The following is a 16309-nucleotide window of genomic DNA, read 5'->3' as shown; positions in this document are numbered from 1 at the left end:
ATTATATACTTGGTCGTCACTCACGTTAGCCGTAAGTCCACACTGATGACCGATACGGCAGGCGGCTACATGGGCGTCGGCAAAGAATTTGAGCGCCATGAAATGGTCGATCATGGCGCTGACGAATACGTGCGTGGTGATGCTCATAGCAACACGGTTGAGAGCTACTTCGCGACGCTAAAGCGTGGGATTAACGGCGTGTATCACCACGCCAGCGAAGCCCATTTGAAGCGTTATCTGGCTGAATTTGATTTCCGTTACAACAACCGCGCCAAGCTTGGCGTAAGCGATGGGAACGTGCGGCAAAAGCTCTCTTTGGTATCGAGGGCAAACGTCTCACGTATCGTCCTGCTGACAAAGCCGCGCACCTCTAAGCAGAAGGCAAAAGCCTTTCTGCGTTGGCGAAGGAGCAAAGGATGACAATCGCAAAACCTCGCCTAGAGGATGGAGAGGACCCTACGGTAATCGGGACGGCCTCCAGCCTTGGCGATTCGAGATTGGTGGAGCAGTTCGTAGAACTGTCTCTTAGAGCCGGACCGAAAAAGAAGCTGAGTGATTTCAGCGAGTTGTGATTCCTTCGGATTTGCAAAGATTCGAGGGAGAGCACGATGGCCTGGACTGAAATCACTCGCCGACATTATAGGCGCGAGGGCTTGCGATATGGAAGCGACACGACTGATGCAGAGTGGTTTGTGATGGAGCCACTTCTGCCGCCTGCATCGGCCCGCGGGCGTCCGCGTGCGACAGACATGCGAACGGTGATAGATGCGATCCTCTACATTGCGTCCACCGGTTGCCAATGGCGGCAGTTGCCCAAGGACTTCCCACCCTACTCGACGGTGCAGGGTTATTTCTACGCCTGGTCGCGCGGCGGAATCTTTGCCTCGCTCAACTACACCCTCGTGATGGCGTCGCGCGAGGCGGCCGGCCGAGAAGCGAGCCCGACGGCCGGAGTGATTGACAGCCAGTCGGTAAAAACCACGGAAAGCGGTGGTCCACGGGGCTATGATGCAGGAAAGAAAATCAAGGGCCGCAAGCGCCACATCGTCACCGACACCGAAGGCAACCTGGTCGGGCTCGTCGTGCACGAAGCCAACATTCAGGACCGCGATGGCGCACCGTGCGTCCTTGCTGCGATCCGCTCGCGCTATCCCTGGCTACGCCACATATTCGCCGATGGTGGCTATGCCGGAGAGAAACTGCGCACGGCCTTAAAGCGCATCGGCAAATGGACGATAGAGATTATCAAACGATCCGACACGGCGCAGGGCTTCGAAGTTCTGCCACGCAGATGGGTTGTCGAACGTACTTTCGCATGGCTTGGTCGCTGTCGTAGACTGGCAAAAGATTTCGAAGCGACCATCGCCAGCGCAGTCGCATGGGCGCTCGTCGCCCACATCCGAACCCTCACGCGGCGCCTCGCAAGAGCTTGAAATCAAATGAAATCATTATGAGTCGGACACTTAGGTTCCGCTGATGCGCCCTGCTCTGCTCAATCCACTGTTTGCGCCGGTCACGAGCCTTCCGGGCGTCGGCCCGAAGCAGGACAAGCTGTTTCGCTACCTGCTTGGCTGCGAGGAAACGCCGCGGCTGATCGATTTGTTGCTGCATTTACCCTCAAGCGTGATCGATCGGCGCGCCCGGCCGAAAATCCGCGATGCGGTTCCCGGGACAGTCGTCACGCTGGAAGTGACGGTCGATCGCCATCGGCCGTCGCCACCCCGCAACGCCCGCGCGCCGTATCTGGTCTATGCCAGTGACGATACCGGCGACGTCGTTCTGACCTATTTCCGCGCCAAGGCCGATTATATCGAGAAGTTGCTGCCGGTCGGCTCGAAGCGCTACGTCTCCGGCACGTTGCAGATGTTCGACGGCGTCCCGCAGATCGTGCATCCGGATCGCGTCGTCGATGAAGCCGGCTTTGCCAAGTTGTCCGGGATCGATCCGGTTTATCCTCTCACGGAAGGATTGGCGCTGGGCTCGCTGCGCCGGGCGGTCGCGCAGGCGCTCCAGAAGCTGCCTGCTCTGCCCGAATGGATCAGCCCGGAGGTGGTGCGCCGCTGCCATTTCCCGCCAATCAGGGAAGCGCTGAACCGCGTCCATATCCCGCTCGAATTGACCGATATCCTGCCTGATCGGCCGTTTTGGTCGCGCTTGGCTTTTGACGAACTGCTAGCGGGGCAACTGGCGCTCGCTCTGGTGCGCTCACAATTGCGACGTCCCGCCGGCGATCGCCATGCGGGCGATGGTCATTTGCGCAAGACGGTCATCGACGCGCTGCCCTATGCCCTGACTTCCTCGCAACGCGAAGCGGCGGCGGCCATCGCCGACGACCTGCGGCATCCCGTCCGCATGCTGCGCCTCCTGCAAGGTGATGTCGGTTCCGGCAAAACCGTCGTGGCACTTCTGGCTGCCGCGGCTGTCACCGAGGTAGGCAAACAGGCCGCGTTGATGGCGCCGACCGAAATCCTCGCGCGTCAGCATATCAAGACCATCACGCCGCTTGCCGAACGTGCCGGCATGAGCGTTGCCATTCTCACCGGCCGCGAGAAGGGCAAGGAACGCCGGGACATCCTGGCGCGGCTGGAAGCCGGCGAAATCGATTTTCTGGTCGGCACTCACGCGCTCATTCAGGACGACGTGATTTTCAAGTCACTGGCGCTTGCCGTCGTCGACGAACAGCATCGGTTTGGCGTTCGCGAGCGCCTCGCGCTGACCGACAAAGGCGAAGCGGTCGATGTGCTGGTATTGAGTGCAACGCCCATCCCGCGAACGCTGGTGTTGACTTATTTCGGCGACATGGATGTCTCTGAGTTGCGTGAGAAGCCGGCCGGCCGGCAACCAATCGACACACGCGCGGTGCCGATGAGCCGTCTTGACGAGGTGACCGACGCAGTCGGCCGTGCCTTGAGCGCGGGCAAGCTGGTTTACTGGATTTGTCCACTGGTCCAAGAATCCGAGGCCGAGGGCACCGGCCATCTCACCAACGCGACCGAACGCTTCGAAAGCCTGCAAAAGCGCTTCGGCGATCAAGTCGGCCTCGTGCACGGTCAGATGAAGGGCACTGAGAAGGATCGCGTGATGGCGCAGTTCGCCGCGCACGAAGTCGGCCTCCTGGTCGCGACCACAGTAGTCGAGGTCGGCGTCGATGTGCCCGCCGCCAGCATCATGGTGATCGAGAATGCCGAGCGCTTCGGGCTCGCCCAGTTGCACCAGTTGCGCGGCCGGATCGGCCGCGGCTCGGAATCCTCGACCTGCCTCCTTCTCTACCGGGAGCCACTCGGCGAAATGTCAAAAGCACGGCTGAAGGTGATCCGGGAGACCACCGACGGCTTTCGCATCGCGGAGGAAGATCTGAAGTTGCGCGGCGAAGGTGACGTGTTGGGCGTGCGGCAAAGCGGCCTGCCTGGTTACAGGATTGCGCGGCCTGAGGCTCACGGCCAACTGATCGCGCAGGCCCGCGACGAGGCGCTGCGGATCATGAAGGAAAATCCCAGGTTAGCAGGTTCGCGCGGCGAAGCCTTGCGCTGCCTGCTCTACCTGTACGAACGCGGCGAAGCTATCCCGCTGATGGGCGCGGGATGAGCTGAGCGACCTGTCACTCGACTTTTGCGGGCTCCGGCAACAACGTCGATGAATTGGCGGCCCGCGCCGCATTCGCCATGCTGGCGAGCGAAGCCATTTTCTTCTGCGGGTCGGAGCCGATGCCGGGCTGAACCACGCCACAGGACATGATCAGCGTGGCGGCATCTTCGGTACTCATCTCGACCTCGATGACCTTGCTCTTGGGCACGTAGAAGAAGAACCCCGTGGTCGGGTTCGGTGCGCAGGGCAGAAAGACCGAGATATGCTCTTCCTGGCCGGGAATACTTTCGGCGATCTCTTCGCTGGGCGCTTGCGAGATCAGCACGATCGACCACATGCCGGGCGAAGGAAATTCGACAAGGCCGACGTGGCGGAAGCTGGATCCCTTGCCCGAAAACAACGTCTCGAATACCTGTTTGAGGCTGCGGTAGATCGCACGAACCACCGGCATGCGCCCCAATAGCCGCTCGCCGAGATCGACAAGCGTGCGTCCGATCAGGTTGGCGGTCAGAAAGCCGAGCAGCGTCAGCGCAATCACGGCGACGATCAGGCCTGATCCCGGCAGGCCGAACGGTAAATAAGTCTCCGGCCGGTAGGCGATCGGCACGAACGGCCGCACCAACCCGTCGACCCAGGTGACGAACCACCAGGTCAGGTAGAAGGTGATCGCAATCGGACCGGCGACGATGAGGCCCGTGAGGAAGTAGTTGCGGAAGCGGGCCACAAAGCCGCTATGGACTTCCGGCGAGGTTTCGGCCGGCGGCACAGGCGGGGTCAAATCGTCGCGGTTCATTGGGGTTCCAGGGTGGTCCAGTGGAGTGGATTTGATATTCGCTATCCAGCTAGCCGCTCGCTCGCAAAGCGAATGTCAAATCCAAAACTCCACTGAAATCTAATACTTGCTAGCGGTCCTAAGATTCTAACATTCGCAAAGTTGCCCGCTGAGATGGGATGCGAATGTAAGAATCGGACCGTTAGCGGGCGGTCAGACTATGCCAGCTAAGCCATCCTAGCAGACTTTTGAAGACCCCTGGCGTCCCGACATTCGCTAAACGGACCGCGATGCGACCCGAAGCGAATGTCAAATCCGCCGCACTAAGGTTAACCCGGGCAAGGCCTTATTCGACGGTTACCGATTTGGCCAGGTTTCGTGGCTGATCGACGTCGGTGCCCATGACCACGGCGGTATGGTAGGCCAGCAACTGCACCGGAATGGCATAAACCATGGAGGCGAAAATCGCCCCCATATCCGGCAGCACGATCGTGACCAACGACTCGATGGTCGCTTCCGCCGCGCCCTTGGCGTCCGTCATCAGGATAATCTGTCCACCGCGCGCCGCCACTTCCTGCATGTTGGAGACGGTCTTCTCGAATACATGGTCGTAAGGCGCGATCACCACGACCGGCATCTTCTCGTCGATCAAGGCAATCGGCCCGTGCTTGAGTTCGCCGGCCGCATACCCCTCCGCATGGATGTAGGAAATTTCCTTGAGCTTCAGAGCGCCCTCCAGCGCCAACGGATAGCTGGTGCCCCGGCCGAGGTAGAGCACGTCGGTCGATTTCGAAATATCCCGCGCGAGCCGTTCGAGCTGCGGTTCGGTCGCGAGCGCCGCCGCCATCAGCCGCGGAATCTCAACGAGACCGTGCACGAGCTTGGTTTCGTCGGCATCGGAGAGCACGCCGCGCGCCTTGCCGGCGGCAACCGCAAGCGCGGCCAGTACCATCAGCTGACAGGTGAAGGCTTTGGTCGAGGCCACGCCGATTTCAGGACCCGCGAGCGTCGGCAGTACCGTTTCGCTTTCGCGCGCAATGGTCGAGGTCGGCACGTTGACGACAGAGAGCGTGTGCAAACCTTGCGATTTCGCGTAACGCAGCGCCGCCAGCGTATCGGCGGTCTCGCCCGATTGCGAAATGAAGATCGCAAGATCGCCCTTGTTCACGGGCGGCTCGCGGTAACGGAATTCCGACGCGACATCGAGCTCGACGGGGACGCGTGCCAGCCGCTCGAACCAGTATTTGGCAATATAGCCGGCATAGCTCGCCGTGCCGCAGGCGGTGATCGATATACGCTGAATATTCTGGAAGTCGAACGGCAGGCTTAGCGGCAGCGACACCCGGTCGGTCGCCATATCGACGTAACGCGCGAGCGTGTGGCCGACGACCTCCGGCTGTTCGTGGATTTCCTTGGCCATGAAGTGGCGATAATTGGCCTTGTCGACCAGCGAGGTCGCGGCACTGTGCTTGTGCGCTTCGCGATGGACCAGCTTGTCTTCCTTGTCGTAGATCGTGGCGCTGGCCCGCGTCAAAACAACCCAATCACCATCTTCCAGATAGGCAATGGTGTCGGTGAAAGGGCCGAGCGCGATCGCATCCGAACCCAAGAACATCTCACCGTCGCCGTAGCCGACCGCCAGCGGTGGTCCATTGCGAGCGCCGATCATCAAGTTTTGGTCGCCAGCAAAAATAAAAGCCAGCGCGAACGCTCCGCGAAGCTGCTTCAGCGTCGTCTTCACCGCTTCGATCGGTTTGACGCCCTTTTTGAGTTGGTCATCGACTAAATGAAGAACAATTTCGGTGTCGGTCTCGGTCTTGAAGATCGTGCCTTTTTTCTCCAGCGCCTCGCGCAACTCGCGAAAGTTTTCGATGATTCCGTTATGGACGACGGCGACGCCTTCGGTGGCGTGCGGATGGGCGTTGTTTTCGGTCGGCTTGCCGTGGGTCGCCCAGCGCGTATGGCCGATTCCGGTATGGCCTTTGAGCGGAGCGTCCTTCAGTCGGGCTTCGAGATTTTTGAGCTTGCCTTCGGCACGGCGGCGTTCGAGGCGATCGCCTTCCAGCGTCGCGACGCCAGCGGAATCATAACCGCGATATTCGAGACGTTTGAGCGAGTCCACCAATTGCTCGGCGACAGGTCCACGCCCGAGAATGCCGATAATGCCGCACATGCGGTTTGTTAACCCCCGATGGAAAGCCCGGCCTCTCTTAACGAAGTTCGGCCGCGCCAAGATACTCAATAATTATTGCCGATTGAGACAGCGCTAGATTGAGACAGCGTTAAGTGGAAGCCTTAACAGATCGCCCTAATCAGCTTTCGGCGCCTTGGCGCGGGTCTTGATCTCGCGATAGCGCTTGGCTCCGTCCTCGCGGTTGGTTTGCTGGCTGCGCTCAACCGCCATGGCGTCGTCGGGCACGTCGCGGGTGATCACCGAACCTGAGCCGATATAGGCGCCTTTACCTATTTTTACAGGCGCCACCAGCGACGAATTGGTGCCTACGAACGCGCCTTCACCGATCTCGGTCTTGTGCTTGCTGAAACCGTCATAGTTACACGTGATGGTGCCCGCACCGAGATTGGCGTTTGCTCCGACATGAGCGTCGCCGACATAGCTCAGATGATTGACCTTGACGCCGGCCTCAAGCGTTGCGGCTTTTGTCTCCACGAAGTTGCCAATTCGCACGCCATCGCCGAGCGAAGTCCCCGGACGCAGCCGCGCATACGGCCCGACCGAAGCCTTCTTGCCGATCGAGGTCTGAACGACATGGGAAAACGAGTGAATGACGGCCCCGTCGGCGATGGAAACGCCGGGACCGATGACGACGAACGGCTCGATGGTCACATCCTTGCCAAAGGTGGTGTCGGCGGCCAGATAGACCGTCTCGGGCGCGACCAGGGTTACCCCGGCATCAAGCGCGGCCTTGCGCAAGCGCGCCTGCATCACGTTCTCCGCTTCGGCGAGCTGCGCCTTGGTATTGATGCCACGCACTTCATCCTCGCTGGTTTCGATCACGACAGCCTCCAATCCCAGGTCCCGAACGATGGCAACTGCGTCGGTCAGATAATACTCGCCCTTGCTGTTCGCATTACCGATCTTCTCAAGTATCGAAAGCGCTTTGCGGCCATCAAAAGCCATGACGCCGGCATTGCAGAGCGTGACTTCGCGCTCGGCCGCGCTCGCATCGGCCTGCTCGCGGATGGCCATCAGGCGGCCGCCCTCGACCAACAACCGTCCATAGCCGGTCGGGTCAGCGGCGCGAAAGCCGAGCACGGCAAGCTCTGCGCCCTGCTTCAAGGCCGCGCGTAGCCGCGCAAACGTGGCGGCCGAAATCAGCGGCGTATCGCCAAAGGCGACAATCAGGTCGTCCGCCCCCCGCGCCAGGGGCTCGCGCGCCGAAAGCACGGCGTGCGCGGTGCCCTTGCGGTCACGCTGAACGAACGTCTCGGCGTCGCGCCGATATCGCCGGGCCTCGTCAGCAACTAACTGATGATCGGGCCCGACCACCACCGCAAGCGAGGTGCCCGCGCCCGCGGGTGCGGCCGACAATACGTGCGCCAACAGTGATTGGCCGGCGACCGGGTGCAGGACCTTCGGCAAGGACGAACGCATCCGCGTTCCCTCACCGGCTGCTAGCACGATGGTCAGGCTGGTCCTGCCGCTCATCGAGATTCCCTTGGATGTCCCTGTACCTTGCCGCCCTCATAGAGCGTTTTCGTCCCCGATGGAAACCGGATTCGCCGGGACTCACTGTCGGGGACGGGAGATGGCGGCCGATTTCCTGTTAATGTTTACCGATTGATTCGGTTGGGGCTTCAGGGGGGCCGAAGACATCTCATGGCGAAGGATTCCGACAGGCGGCGCGGCGGCCTCGAGCCCGATGATAGCGGCGGGCTATCCGGCTTGCTCGCCGAGGAAGACGAATTTGACCGCCGCACCCTCTGGCGGCTTGGAACCTGGGCGGCTCTCTCCGTCGGCGCTGTCGTTTTGGCCCTTGTCACCAATCAGTCTTCGATCGGTCTGCGGCGAGAACAAAGCGCGTCGGCTGACCTGATCAAGCAGGCGCAGCAGATTCAGTTCGCCGCCAGGGAAAGCCAGAACGAGACCCGGCGACTGGCCTCAGCCATCGACACCCTCAACAGCGATCGCGACCGGCTCTACTCCAGGGTTGCCGTCCTTGAGCAGGGGCTCGATTCCGTGACCGGCGCGATCGCGCGACAAGCTCCGGCGCCGGCGCCGCAAGCGAGCACAAGTCCCACCGGTACAGGCCAGCAAGCCGGTGCAAGCGCGGCTCCGCCGGTTAACCCATCCGCCCCATCGCAGCAGGCGTCAGCTCCCTCCCCGCCGCCGGCTTCGACCGCGTCAACGCCCCCGGCCGTTACCGCATCGGTTGACCCGCCCCCCGCCGCCGCCAAACCCATACCGGCGGCTCCCGTGGTGGCGCCGGTAGCTGCAACCGCCTCCGCGAGCGCGGACAAGCCGGACAAAGTTGCGGATAAAAAGGACAAGGTCGCGGATAAGAGGGACAAGCAGGCCTCTCAAGTCACAACGGCCGTTCAAGTCACAGCCGCCATCCCGTCCGAACCGAGTCCCGCCCCCGCTGCGAAATCGGCAGCGGCGCAGTCGTCCCTGCCGGTCGAACCGTCGGGCTCCCCGATGGCTTCAAAATCGATGATGGGTCCGCCGGATCCCGCGGCGGGCAAGCTGATCGAACCGGTCAAGCCGCCCAAGACGGTGACGTCAGCTCCAATGCCCGAAATCGCTGCTGTCGCCCCAAAGGTCTCTGAAGAAACGGAATCCGAGCCGGCACCGGTAGTCCCGGCCCCGACGGTTCAGCGCACTGAATTCGGCGTCGATGTCGGCGGCGCCAATTCAGTCCCCGGATTGCGCGCACTTTGGCGCGGACTTCTCAGGTCAAGGTCGAATGGCGCCCTGACGAAGCTGCGCCCCATCATCGTGATCAAGGAAAACAACAACGGCTTGGGCATGCAGTTACGGCTGGTGGCCGGACCGATCAGCGATGCGGCGGCGGCGGCGAAAATCTGCGCCTCTTTGACGGTGAACGATCGAGGCTGCAACACCACGGTGTTTGAAGGCCAGCGGCTGGTCGTGAATGCCGACGAGCAGGCCAAAGCCGACACCAAAACGGCTTCCGAGACCAAACCTGCCACCGACTCCAAACCTGAACCGGCACCAAAGCTGTCTTATCACCACCGCTACGTGCCAAAGCATCTTCCGAAGGAGGATGACCCTCCTCCTTCAAAACCTGAGCCCTCGACGCTGTCCTTGATCTTTGGCAAGCGTTAGCGCAGTCGGGGCGAAAAACTCGTTATTTGAGCCGGTTAACGCCTCTTCTTGATGCGCTTTCAAGAAGTTCGTCCGATGCGCACCAGATTGGCCTTGCGCGGTCGAACCAAAAGCGGCAAATCGGCCTTCGCCCCTCCAAGGATTTGCCCATGAAGAAAGCCCCGTTCCGCCTCACCCCCTATCAGGTGCAGTGGCTGCTGGTCGTGGGTTTCCTCACCGTCGGCTATGCGATCTACGTTCGTTACATGGCGATCGAGCTTTCGAGCACATCGCTCGCCTGCGATGCCGGCCTTCAAACCCTGCTCTGCAAATCCCGCGCGCTGGCAACGACTCTGTTTCGCAATTCGGTTTTCGGAACTGTCGCCGTTGTCATCGCCGCACTCCATGTGATCCGGCCGTCGATCGTGTTGCTCACGCTCGGCCTGATCGCCGCCGGTCTCGGCGTCGTGCTTTACAATGTTGTCCTGTCGGGACTCGCGATCGGCCTGCTTATTCTGGGATTTGCGCGGCCCGCGCCCGCCACAGCGTAGCGGCGAGCAGGACATAAATCCCGCAAGTCCATAGCGACTGCCAGTTCTCCGATCCTTCGTTGCAGCCGGCATAAACGGCAGCCATCACCAGCAACGCAGCAAACACCGCCTCGGCGACAGGACGAAAGCCTGCTTTTGGCCGATTGATTAGGGACAGCGCGGCGAACGGCACGACCGCCATGGTCAGCGCCGCAAAGGGGAAATCCTTGTAGCGAGGATCGAACACGAGGCCGAGCGCGGTGGCGGCGCCGATCACCGTGGCCACGGCCAGAACCAGGCCCAGGATCACCGCGGTCCACGACCTGTCGCGATAGTCGGACGGGCCAAGCAGCTCCAGGAAGGTCGGCAAGCTGCGACCGGACATCAAAGCGTGGGCGCCGAATAGCGGCGAAGCGATGCCGGCGGCGAGCAGAAAGCCCCAAAGCAGCCAGCCGCCGAGGCCATAGCTTTCGTAGAGCATCTTGTCGACCGCGATCCCCAGCAAGGCTCCGGCCGTGGTGGCCGAAATGCCGACCGCAATCCACGCGGCGAGCCGGGGCGTCCAGGGCCGGCGCCGCAATGTGAGCCAGGCCACGGCAAACACAAGGAACGCAAACGCGATGCCGCCGGCCATGTGCATCTTCCAACGAGGATAATTGCTGATTGCAATCCCCGGCGGATATTTCAGCGCCCTGTGGACAGAATCAAACAGGCCCCAATAACCACCGACGGTCCCTTCAAGCTGGCGCTTCCACGGCTGGTCGTAGGCCTCGATCAGGTTGACGCGAAAGTTTTCGCGCTTGGCGAGATCGAGAATTTCCGAAACAACGCGCGCCTGGTTGGTGCGTGATGGCAACGCCGCATCGCGCATGCGCCCTGCGCTTGGCCAGCCGGTCTCGCCGACCAGGATTTCCTTGCCCGGAAAAGCCACTTCCATCCGATGCCGGATCGCCGAGACATGGGCGGCGGCATATTTCGCGCGGATCGGAAAATCCTCCCAATACGGAAGGATGTGAATGGTGATGAAATCGACCGCTTCGTAGATCTCGCGATACCGCAGCCAGAATTCCCAGACGTCGGCATAGGTGACGGGAACGGTGACTTGCGCCTTGACTGAACGGATCGTGGCCGCGAGATCAGACTGGGTCATTTCCCCGCGCAGCAGCACTTCGTTCCCAACCACGAGCGCTGTGACGGTTGAAGGATACTCCTTGGCGAGCCGTATACCAGTCGCGATCTGAACCGCATTCTTCTGGCGGTTACTGGTCAGCCAGATTCCCTGAATGACCTTCAGCCCGGCTTTGGCTGCGAGTTCAGGTACCTGGTCGAGTCCGTTTTCGATCGAATAGGTTCGGACGCAATTGGAGATTTTGGCCAACTGAGAGAGGTCTGCGGAAATCTGTTCTGCCGAAACATAGGTCGTCGGCGACAACGGTGTCTGCTCACCGCGAAAAGGTGCGTAGGAAACGCACATCAACTTGGCGTTGGGATCGATCGGCGCGCGCGACAGCGAGATCGGCGTGGCGAGCCACAACCACGCCGCGGCAATCGAACCGAGAGACAGTAAAAGCAGAGCCAGCGGCGTTCGAAAAGTAATCGGTTCCATCCTTTCGACCAGGATGGTCGATTAACCGGTCGCAGGCCGTCTGCCAAGAGCGGGACCCGGCGAGTCCGTGCTCTTTCCCCGGTGGGCTTTACCAAGATGCGACAAAGTTGTGTGTTTGCTGGACAAAATCCAAAATCTCCGTCATGGGATTCCATCGCAGTTGCTCGCCGCATTGGAGACCCATTTCGGCGGCAAGCATTTGTGGGCCGGAACGTATCCGACAGGACTTCAGGCAAGACTTCGGCTGGAACCAATTCGGGGAATTTATGCGTCAGCGGTTGTTTCAGGGGCGATTTGCGGTTTTGCGGTATTTCGTTGTTCCCGGATTGGCCCTGATGCTCGGTTTGGGCAGCGCGCTGGCCCAGAGCGGGGCGCCGGCGAACCCGGATCAGGCCGGCAAAGCCGCCGCGGGGGCGGCTGAGGCCGCCAAGGAAAACCAGCGCAAGACGGACGAATTCGCCGAAGCCGCCCAGGCCATTAGCGGCCCCGCCGGCAACCCGGAATGTGTCTGGCTCGGTCGCCGCGTCGTCCGCCTGATGTGGCGCGATGACCTCGATACCGCTTTTCGTCACCTGGACCTGTACGACCGTTTCGGCTGTCCGGGCGGCCATGTGCAGGCGGCCTTCCGCTGCCTGACCCGATTTGGCGCCCAGATCGACGACAAGGCGCAAAAGAGCCTGGACGACCGCGTCCACGCCTGCTGGATCAATCCGAACGCCCAGCCCCAGGTAGCCACGGCTCCCGCCCCTGCCCCCGCCACGGCCGGCAACGGTGCATCGGCTCCCGCCGCTCCGACGACGACGCCCGCCACGAAATAGTCTGCGCGCGACCCCGCGAGCCGGACGAATTTTGGCAGAGCCAAGCCTTCTTTGCGACGTTGCGCCCTTAAAACGCCATGCATACCGGTTGTTAAATCGCGTGGCAGGATTATCCTCAGAATCGCTCCCGTGTCGGCCGAACCTTGGGGACGGGTTCGCGTTCTTCTGTTGCAGGCCCCCTATGGTTAGTTGCGATGCGCGCCGTCGTCGCCGTTTTGTTGTTGGTTGCTGCCGCCCATGCGGGGCTTTGGGGTCTCCTCGAGGAAAAACAGCGGGCGCCTGACTTCCGGGGCATCTTGCCGAGCGTTTCCTACACGCCCTTTGAGCCCGGTCATACCGAGGCCGACCCCGCTGCCGATTCCGAAAAGATCCGCGCTGACCTGAAGAAATTCTCCACGATCGCACGGGCTGTTCGTCTCTATACCTCTACGGAAGGTAGTGAGCTGGTGCCCGCGATCGCTGCCGAGTTCGGCATAAAGGTCATGGTCGGCGCCTGGATCGGCAAAGATGACAGCCGCAACAGCCGGGAAATCGAAGCCGCCATCAATCTCGCCCGCCGTAACAGCAATGTTATCGGCATCATCGTTGGCAACGAAACCATTTTCCGCGGCGAGCAAAAAGTCGAAGATCTCATCAAACTGATCAAGCAGGTGAAGTCAGCCGTCAATGTGCCGGTCAGCACCGGGGAAATCTACAGCATCTGGAGCGAACATCCGGAGCTTGCCTACTCCGCCGACTTCATCGCCGCGCACGTGCTGCCTTACTGGGAGCGCCATTCGTCGGCCGAGGCAGTCGACCAAGCCATCGACCGCTACCAGTTCCTCCGCAACCAGTTTCCGGGCAAGCGTATCATGGTCGCGGAGTTCGGCTGGCCGAGCGCCGGTTACAATCTGGGCAAAGCCTTCCCGGATCGCATTGCGCAAGCAACAGTGCTTCGCAACTTCGTGACGCGCGCCGAAGCCATCGGCATCGATTACAACATCGTCGAGGCGGTCGATCAGCCGTGGAAGTTTTTTGAAGGCGGCGTCGGTCCCTATTGGGGAATCCTGAACGCCGCGCGCGAACCGAAATTCAGCTGGACCGGCCCGATCGTCAACCCGGACTACTGGAAGCTTGCCACCATCGCGGTACTCGTCGGCATCCTGATGTCGTTGCCGATCTTGCGGCTGGCGCAGCCGACCGTTTTGCAGGCACTGACGCTATCGGCCGCGGCCAATGGCGTCGGCGCGTGGGGGGCGACGGTGTTCGCCTATTGGACTGAGCACTATTTCGTGTTCGGCTCGGCATTCGCCCTGATGCTCGGCCTGACGCTGCTGGTGCCGCTGGTGCTGATCGCGATGGCGCGAATAGAGGAAATTGCAGCCGTTGCCTTTGGCCAAAAGCCGCGACGGCTGATTGGCAAGGGCGCCCCGACCGTACCGGCGACCATCGGCGACAGCGTCAGCTTTCCCAAGGTCTCGATCCATGTTCCCGCTTATTTCGAACCGCCGGAGATGCTCAAGGCGACGCTCGACGCGGTTGCCCGGCTCGACTATCCGAATTTCGAATGCGTGGTAATCATCAACAACACGCCCGATCCCGCGTTCTGGCAACCGATCCAGGACCATTGCCGCGCGCTCGGCGAGCGTTTCAAGTTCATCAACGCCGAGAAGGTGCAGGGATTCAAGGCGGGCGCCTTGCGCATCGCCATGGAGCGTACGGCAGCAGATGCGGAGATCATCGGCATCATCGATGCGGACTATGTCGTCGGTCCGGACTGGCTGAAGGATATGGTGCCGGTATTCGCCGATCCGCGTGTCGGCCTCGTGCAGGCGCCGCAGGAGCACCGCGACGGCGACCGTTCGCTGATGCACTACATCATGAACGGCGAATATGCCGGCTTTTTCGATATCGGCATGGTTCAGCGCAATGAAGCGAACGCCATCATCGTGCATGGCACGATGTGCCTGATCCGCCGTGCGGCGATGGACATGGCGGGCGGCTGGTCGAGCGACACGATCTGCGAGGACACTGATCTGGGGCTGGCAATCCAGGAACTCGGCTGGCTCACCCACTACACCAACCATCGCTACGGCCAGGGTCTGTTGCCGGACACTTATGAAGCCTTCAAGAAGCAACGCCATCGCTGGGCCTATGGCGGCTTCCAGATCGTGAAGAAGCACTGGCGCCGATTCTTGCCCAACGCGAGCCGCCTGACGCCCGACCAGAAGCGCGAATTTTTGCTGGGCTGGTTGAACTGGCTTGGTGCGGAAACGCTCGGCGTCGTGGTCGCGATCCTCAATCTGATCTGGGTGCCGATCGTTGCCTTTGCCGACATCGCCAGTCCCGACAAGATTCTGACGCTGCCGATCATCGCAGCCTTCGTCGTCACCCTGCTGCACTTCCTCATCCTCTACCGCCTGCGGGTGCCGGTGAAATGGGGACAGATGCTGGGCGCCATGATCGCCGCGATGTCGGTGCAATGGACGGTGTCGCGCGCGGTCGCCAATGGGCTGATTACCGAGCATCTGCCATTCGCTCGCACCTCCAAGGGCGGCCTGTCGCGGATGTCGATCGAGTTCCAGGCATTCTGGGAAGCCGTGATCGGCGTCTTATTGCTGGTGGGTGCGGCCGTGCTGGTGGTCACCAACAATTCCAAGCAGATCCGCGAGATCTATATCTTTGCCGGCGTGCTGGTGCTCGAAAGCCTGCCGTTTCTCTCGGCGGTAGCGATCGCCGTTCTCGAGAGCTCGCGCATCAACTCGTTCAAGTTCTGGCACGACACCGGCGTCCGCAGCGCCGAGCTGATCGGCTTGCGGCCGGTTGCGATGCCGACGGTTGCCGGCCCCTCGCAGCCGGTCGCGAGCGAAGTCCGTCCCGAAGCCAGTTGATGGCAAGCACCTGTCGCGTGAGCGGCATTGCCTGAGCCTCGCCGTACTGCTGAAATTCGGCGATTGGTCCGATCGGCCGGGCGCGCGCCATGCTATTGACCCACACCCGTCCGCCCCCTACACAGCGGCCTTGAGCGAGCGCGTAGCTCAGATGGTAGAGCACGTGACTTTTAATCACGGGGTCCTGGGTTCGATCCCCAGCGCGCTCACCAAGTAAACCAATCACTTAGACAAATCTTCCAGCAGATCGAAAAACCCTCGTGTGGGCACTGTATTGGCAAACGCGTTACGCACTCGGAGCGGGTGCTATGTCAGGACCAAGAAGATTGGGATTTCGCCGGCGCCGACGATGCCAAGGCGGAGATCCGCGAACCGGCGATAGGCTCTCCCCGACTCTAGGAAGCCCGCCGGCGCGTGTTTGGTTTGATGGCTGCGTTGTTCTGGCCTATCGGCGCTAGCGCATGGGCGAGTCCTGCATCGCTTTGTGTCTTCTCCGCAACAGGCCACATCTTCCTAGGTCAGCAACTGATCTTAGGACTCCTCACCAGCGACCAGCCGTGACTAGTGTGGGCAACACCGGGGGCTGTGGCGGTGTCGTATCGAAGTAGCCGAGCGTTCGCTCTCTGGGGTAGGTAAAAAAGGGCGGCGCCCGGCTACTCGGCCCATACACAACGCGGGCTCTTCCATGAAACAGCAAATTACCTAAGCATCTGTGTCATTCGGGCCGCCCGGCATATCGAGCGTAGATTGGAAAACTGGGCCTCGATGATCGCCGCCCTGGGATCGGCCGCCTTCGCAAGCCGGTAGAGCCAGGATCCGAGCGTTCGGCTTCCCTTATCGG

11 protein-coding genes and 1 tRNA gene are annotated in these 16309 nt (G+C 61.2%); 8 read left to right on the top strand and 4 right to left on the bottom strand.

Going from position 1 to position 16309, the window contains the following annotated elements; genetic code table 11:
• The 3 genes from WB528_RS15170 to recG all read left to right on the top strand — a co-directional run.
• The coding region (locus WB528_RS15170; RefSeq protein ID WP_423889232.1) for an IS1595 family transposase at positions 1–420 on the top strand (420 nt) is incomplete at its 5' end.
• A 188-nt stretch (positions 421–608) separates the two neighbouring features.
• The gene (locus tag WB528_RS15165; RefSeq protein ID WP_423889231.1) at positions 609–1433 is read left to right on the top strand and encodes an IS5 family transposase; all 825 of its coding nucleotides are present in this window, start codon (positions 609–611) and stop codon (positions 1431–1433) included.
• Positions 1434–1476: 43 nt separating this feature from the next.
• The gene (gene recG, locus WB528_RS15160; protein WP_423889230.1) at positions 1477–3585 is read left to right on the top strand and encodes an ATP-dependent DNA helicase RecG; all 2109 of its coding nucleotides are present in this window, start codon (positions 1477–1479) and stop codon (positions 3583–3585) included.
• A gap of 13 nt (positions 3586–3598) precedes the next feature.
• On the opposite strand, the gene WB528_RS15155 is transcribed toward recG, so the two are convergent.
• The 3 genes from WB528_RS15155 to glmU form a co-directional block, all read right to left on the bottom strand.
• On the bottom strand, positions 3599–4378 hold the full coding sequence (locus WB528_RS15155; RefSeq protein ID WP_423889229.1) for a DUF502 domain-containing protein: 780 nt from the start codon (positions 4376–4378) through the stop codon (positions 3599–3601).
• A gap of 325 nt (positions 4379–4703) precedes the next feature.
• Positions 4704–6530, bottom strand: coding sequence for a glutamine--fructose-6-phosphate transaminase (isomerizing) (gene glmS / locus WB528_RS15150; protein WP_423889228.1), 1827 nt, complete (start codon positions 6528–6530; stop codon positions 4704–4706).
• Between the two features lie 135 nt (positions 6531–6665).
• Positions 6666–8024 carry a bifunctional UDP-N-acetylglucosamine diphosphorylase/glucosamine-1-phosphate N-acetyltransferase GlmU gene (gene glmU, locus WB528_RS15145; protein WP_423889227.1) on the bottom strand — a complete coding sequence of 453 codons (1359 nt, stop codon included), beginning with the start codon at positions 8022–8024 and terminating at the stop codon, positions 6666–6668.
• A 171-nt stretch (positions 8025–8195) separates the two neighbouring features.
• Between glmU and WB528_RS15140 the strand changes: the two genes are divergently transcribed.
• Both WB528_RS15140 and WB528_RS15135 read left to right on the top strand, forming a co-directional pair.
• Positions 8196–9665, top strand: a complete 1470-nt coding sequence (locus WB528_RS15140) for a hypothetical protein (protein ID WP_423889226.1) — start codon at positions 8196–8198, stop codon at positions 9663–9665.
• A 149-nt stretch (positions 9666–9814) separates the two neighbouring features.
• Complete coding sequence (locus tag WB528_RS15135) at positions 9815–10195, top strand: hypothetical protein (RefSeq protein ID WP_423889225.1); 381 nt, start codon at positions 9815–9817, stop codon at positions 10193–10195.
• On the opposite strand, the gene WB528_RS15130 is transcribed toward WB528_RS15135, so the two are convergent.
• Positions 10155–11780, bottom strand: a complete 1626-nt coding sequence (locus WB528_RS15130) for a beta-(1-6) glucans synthase (protein ID WP_423889224.1) — start codon at positions 11778–11780, stop codon at positions 10155–10157. The two genes, WB528_RS15135 and WB528_RS15130, sit on opposite strands and share 41 nt — an antisense overlap.
• A 266-nt stretch (positions 11781–12046) precedes the next feature.
• Here WB528_RS15130 and WB528_RS15125 point away from each other — a divergent pair, with 266 nt between their 5' ends.
• The 3 genes from WB528_RS15125 to WB528_RS15115 all read left to right on the top strand — a co-directional run bounded on the left by WB528_RS15125 (position 12047) and on the right by WB528_RS15115 (position 15680).
• A complete protein-coding gene (locus tag WB528_RS15125) occupies positions 12047–12598 on the top strand; it encodes a beta-1-3, beta-1-6-glucan biosynthesis protein (protein ID WP_423889223.1) in 552 nt (183 codons plus the stop codon).
• A 194-nt stretch (positions 12599–12792) separates the two neighbouring features.
• Positions 12793–15468, top strand: a complete 2676-nt coding sequence (locus WB528_RS15120) for a glycosyltransferase (protein ID WP_423889222.1) — start codon at positions 12793–12795, stop codon at positions 15466–15468.
• Positions 15469–15604: 136 nt separating this feature from the next.
• Positions 15605–15680: transfer RNA gene (locus tag WB528_RS15115), tRNA-Lys, on the top strand.
• The last annotated feature ends 629 nt before the right edge of the window (positions 15681–16309 follow it).

Source organism: Bradyrhizobium sp., from assembly GCF_049586575.1.
Lineage (GTDB): Bacteria > Pseudomonadota > Alphaproteobacteria > Rhizobiales > Xanthobacteraceae > Bradyrhizobium.
This window is presented reverse-complemented; position numbering and strand designations above follow the sequence as displayed.

What these genes read in the sequence shown, in the direction of transcription:
- WB528_RS15165 (WP_423889231.1), top strand. Translation starts at nt 609, where the DNA reads ATGGCCTGGACTGAAATCACTCGCCGACATTATAGGCGCGAGGGCTTG.
- WB528_RS15135 (WP_423889225.1), top strand. Translation starts at nt 9,815, where the DNA reads ATGAAGAAAGCCCCGTTCCGCCTCACCCCCTATCAGGTGCAGTGGCTG.
- recG (WP_423889230.1), top strand. Translation starts at nt 1,477, where the DNA reads ATGCGCCCTGCTCTGCTCAATCCACTGTTTGCGCCGGTCACGAGCCTT.
- WB528_RS15130 (WP_423889224.1), bottom strand. Translation starts at nt 11,780, where the DNA reads ATGGAACCGATTACTTTTCGAACGCCGCTGGCTCTGCTTTTACTGTCT.
- glmU (WP_423889227.1), bottom strand. Translation starts at nt 8,024, where the DNA reads ATGAGCGGCAGGACCAGCCTGACCATCGTGCTAGCAGCCGGTGAGGGA.
- WB528_RS15155 (WP_423889229.1), bottom strand. Translation starts at nt 4,378, where the DNA reads ATGAACCGCGACGATTTGACCCCGCCTGTGCCGCCGGCCGAAACCTCG.
- WB528_RS15125 (WP_423889223.1), top strand. Translation starts at nt 12,047, where the DNA reads ATGCGTCAGCGGTTGTTTCAGGGGCGATTTGCGGTTTTGCGGTATTTC.
- WB528_RS15140 (WP_423889226.1), top strand. Translation starts at nt 8,196, where the DNA reads ATGGCGAAGGATTCCGACAGGCGGCGCGGCGGCCTCGAGCCCGATGAT.
- glmS (WP_423889228.1), bottom strand. Translation starts at nt 6,530, where the DNA reads ATGTGCGGCATTATCGGCATTCTCGGGCGTGGACCTGTCGCCGAGCAA.
- WB528_RS15120 (WP_423889222.1), top strand. Translation starts at nt 12,793, where the DNA reads ATGCGCGCCGTCGTCGCCGTTTTGTTGTTGGTTGCTGCCGCCCATGCG.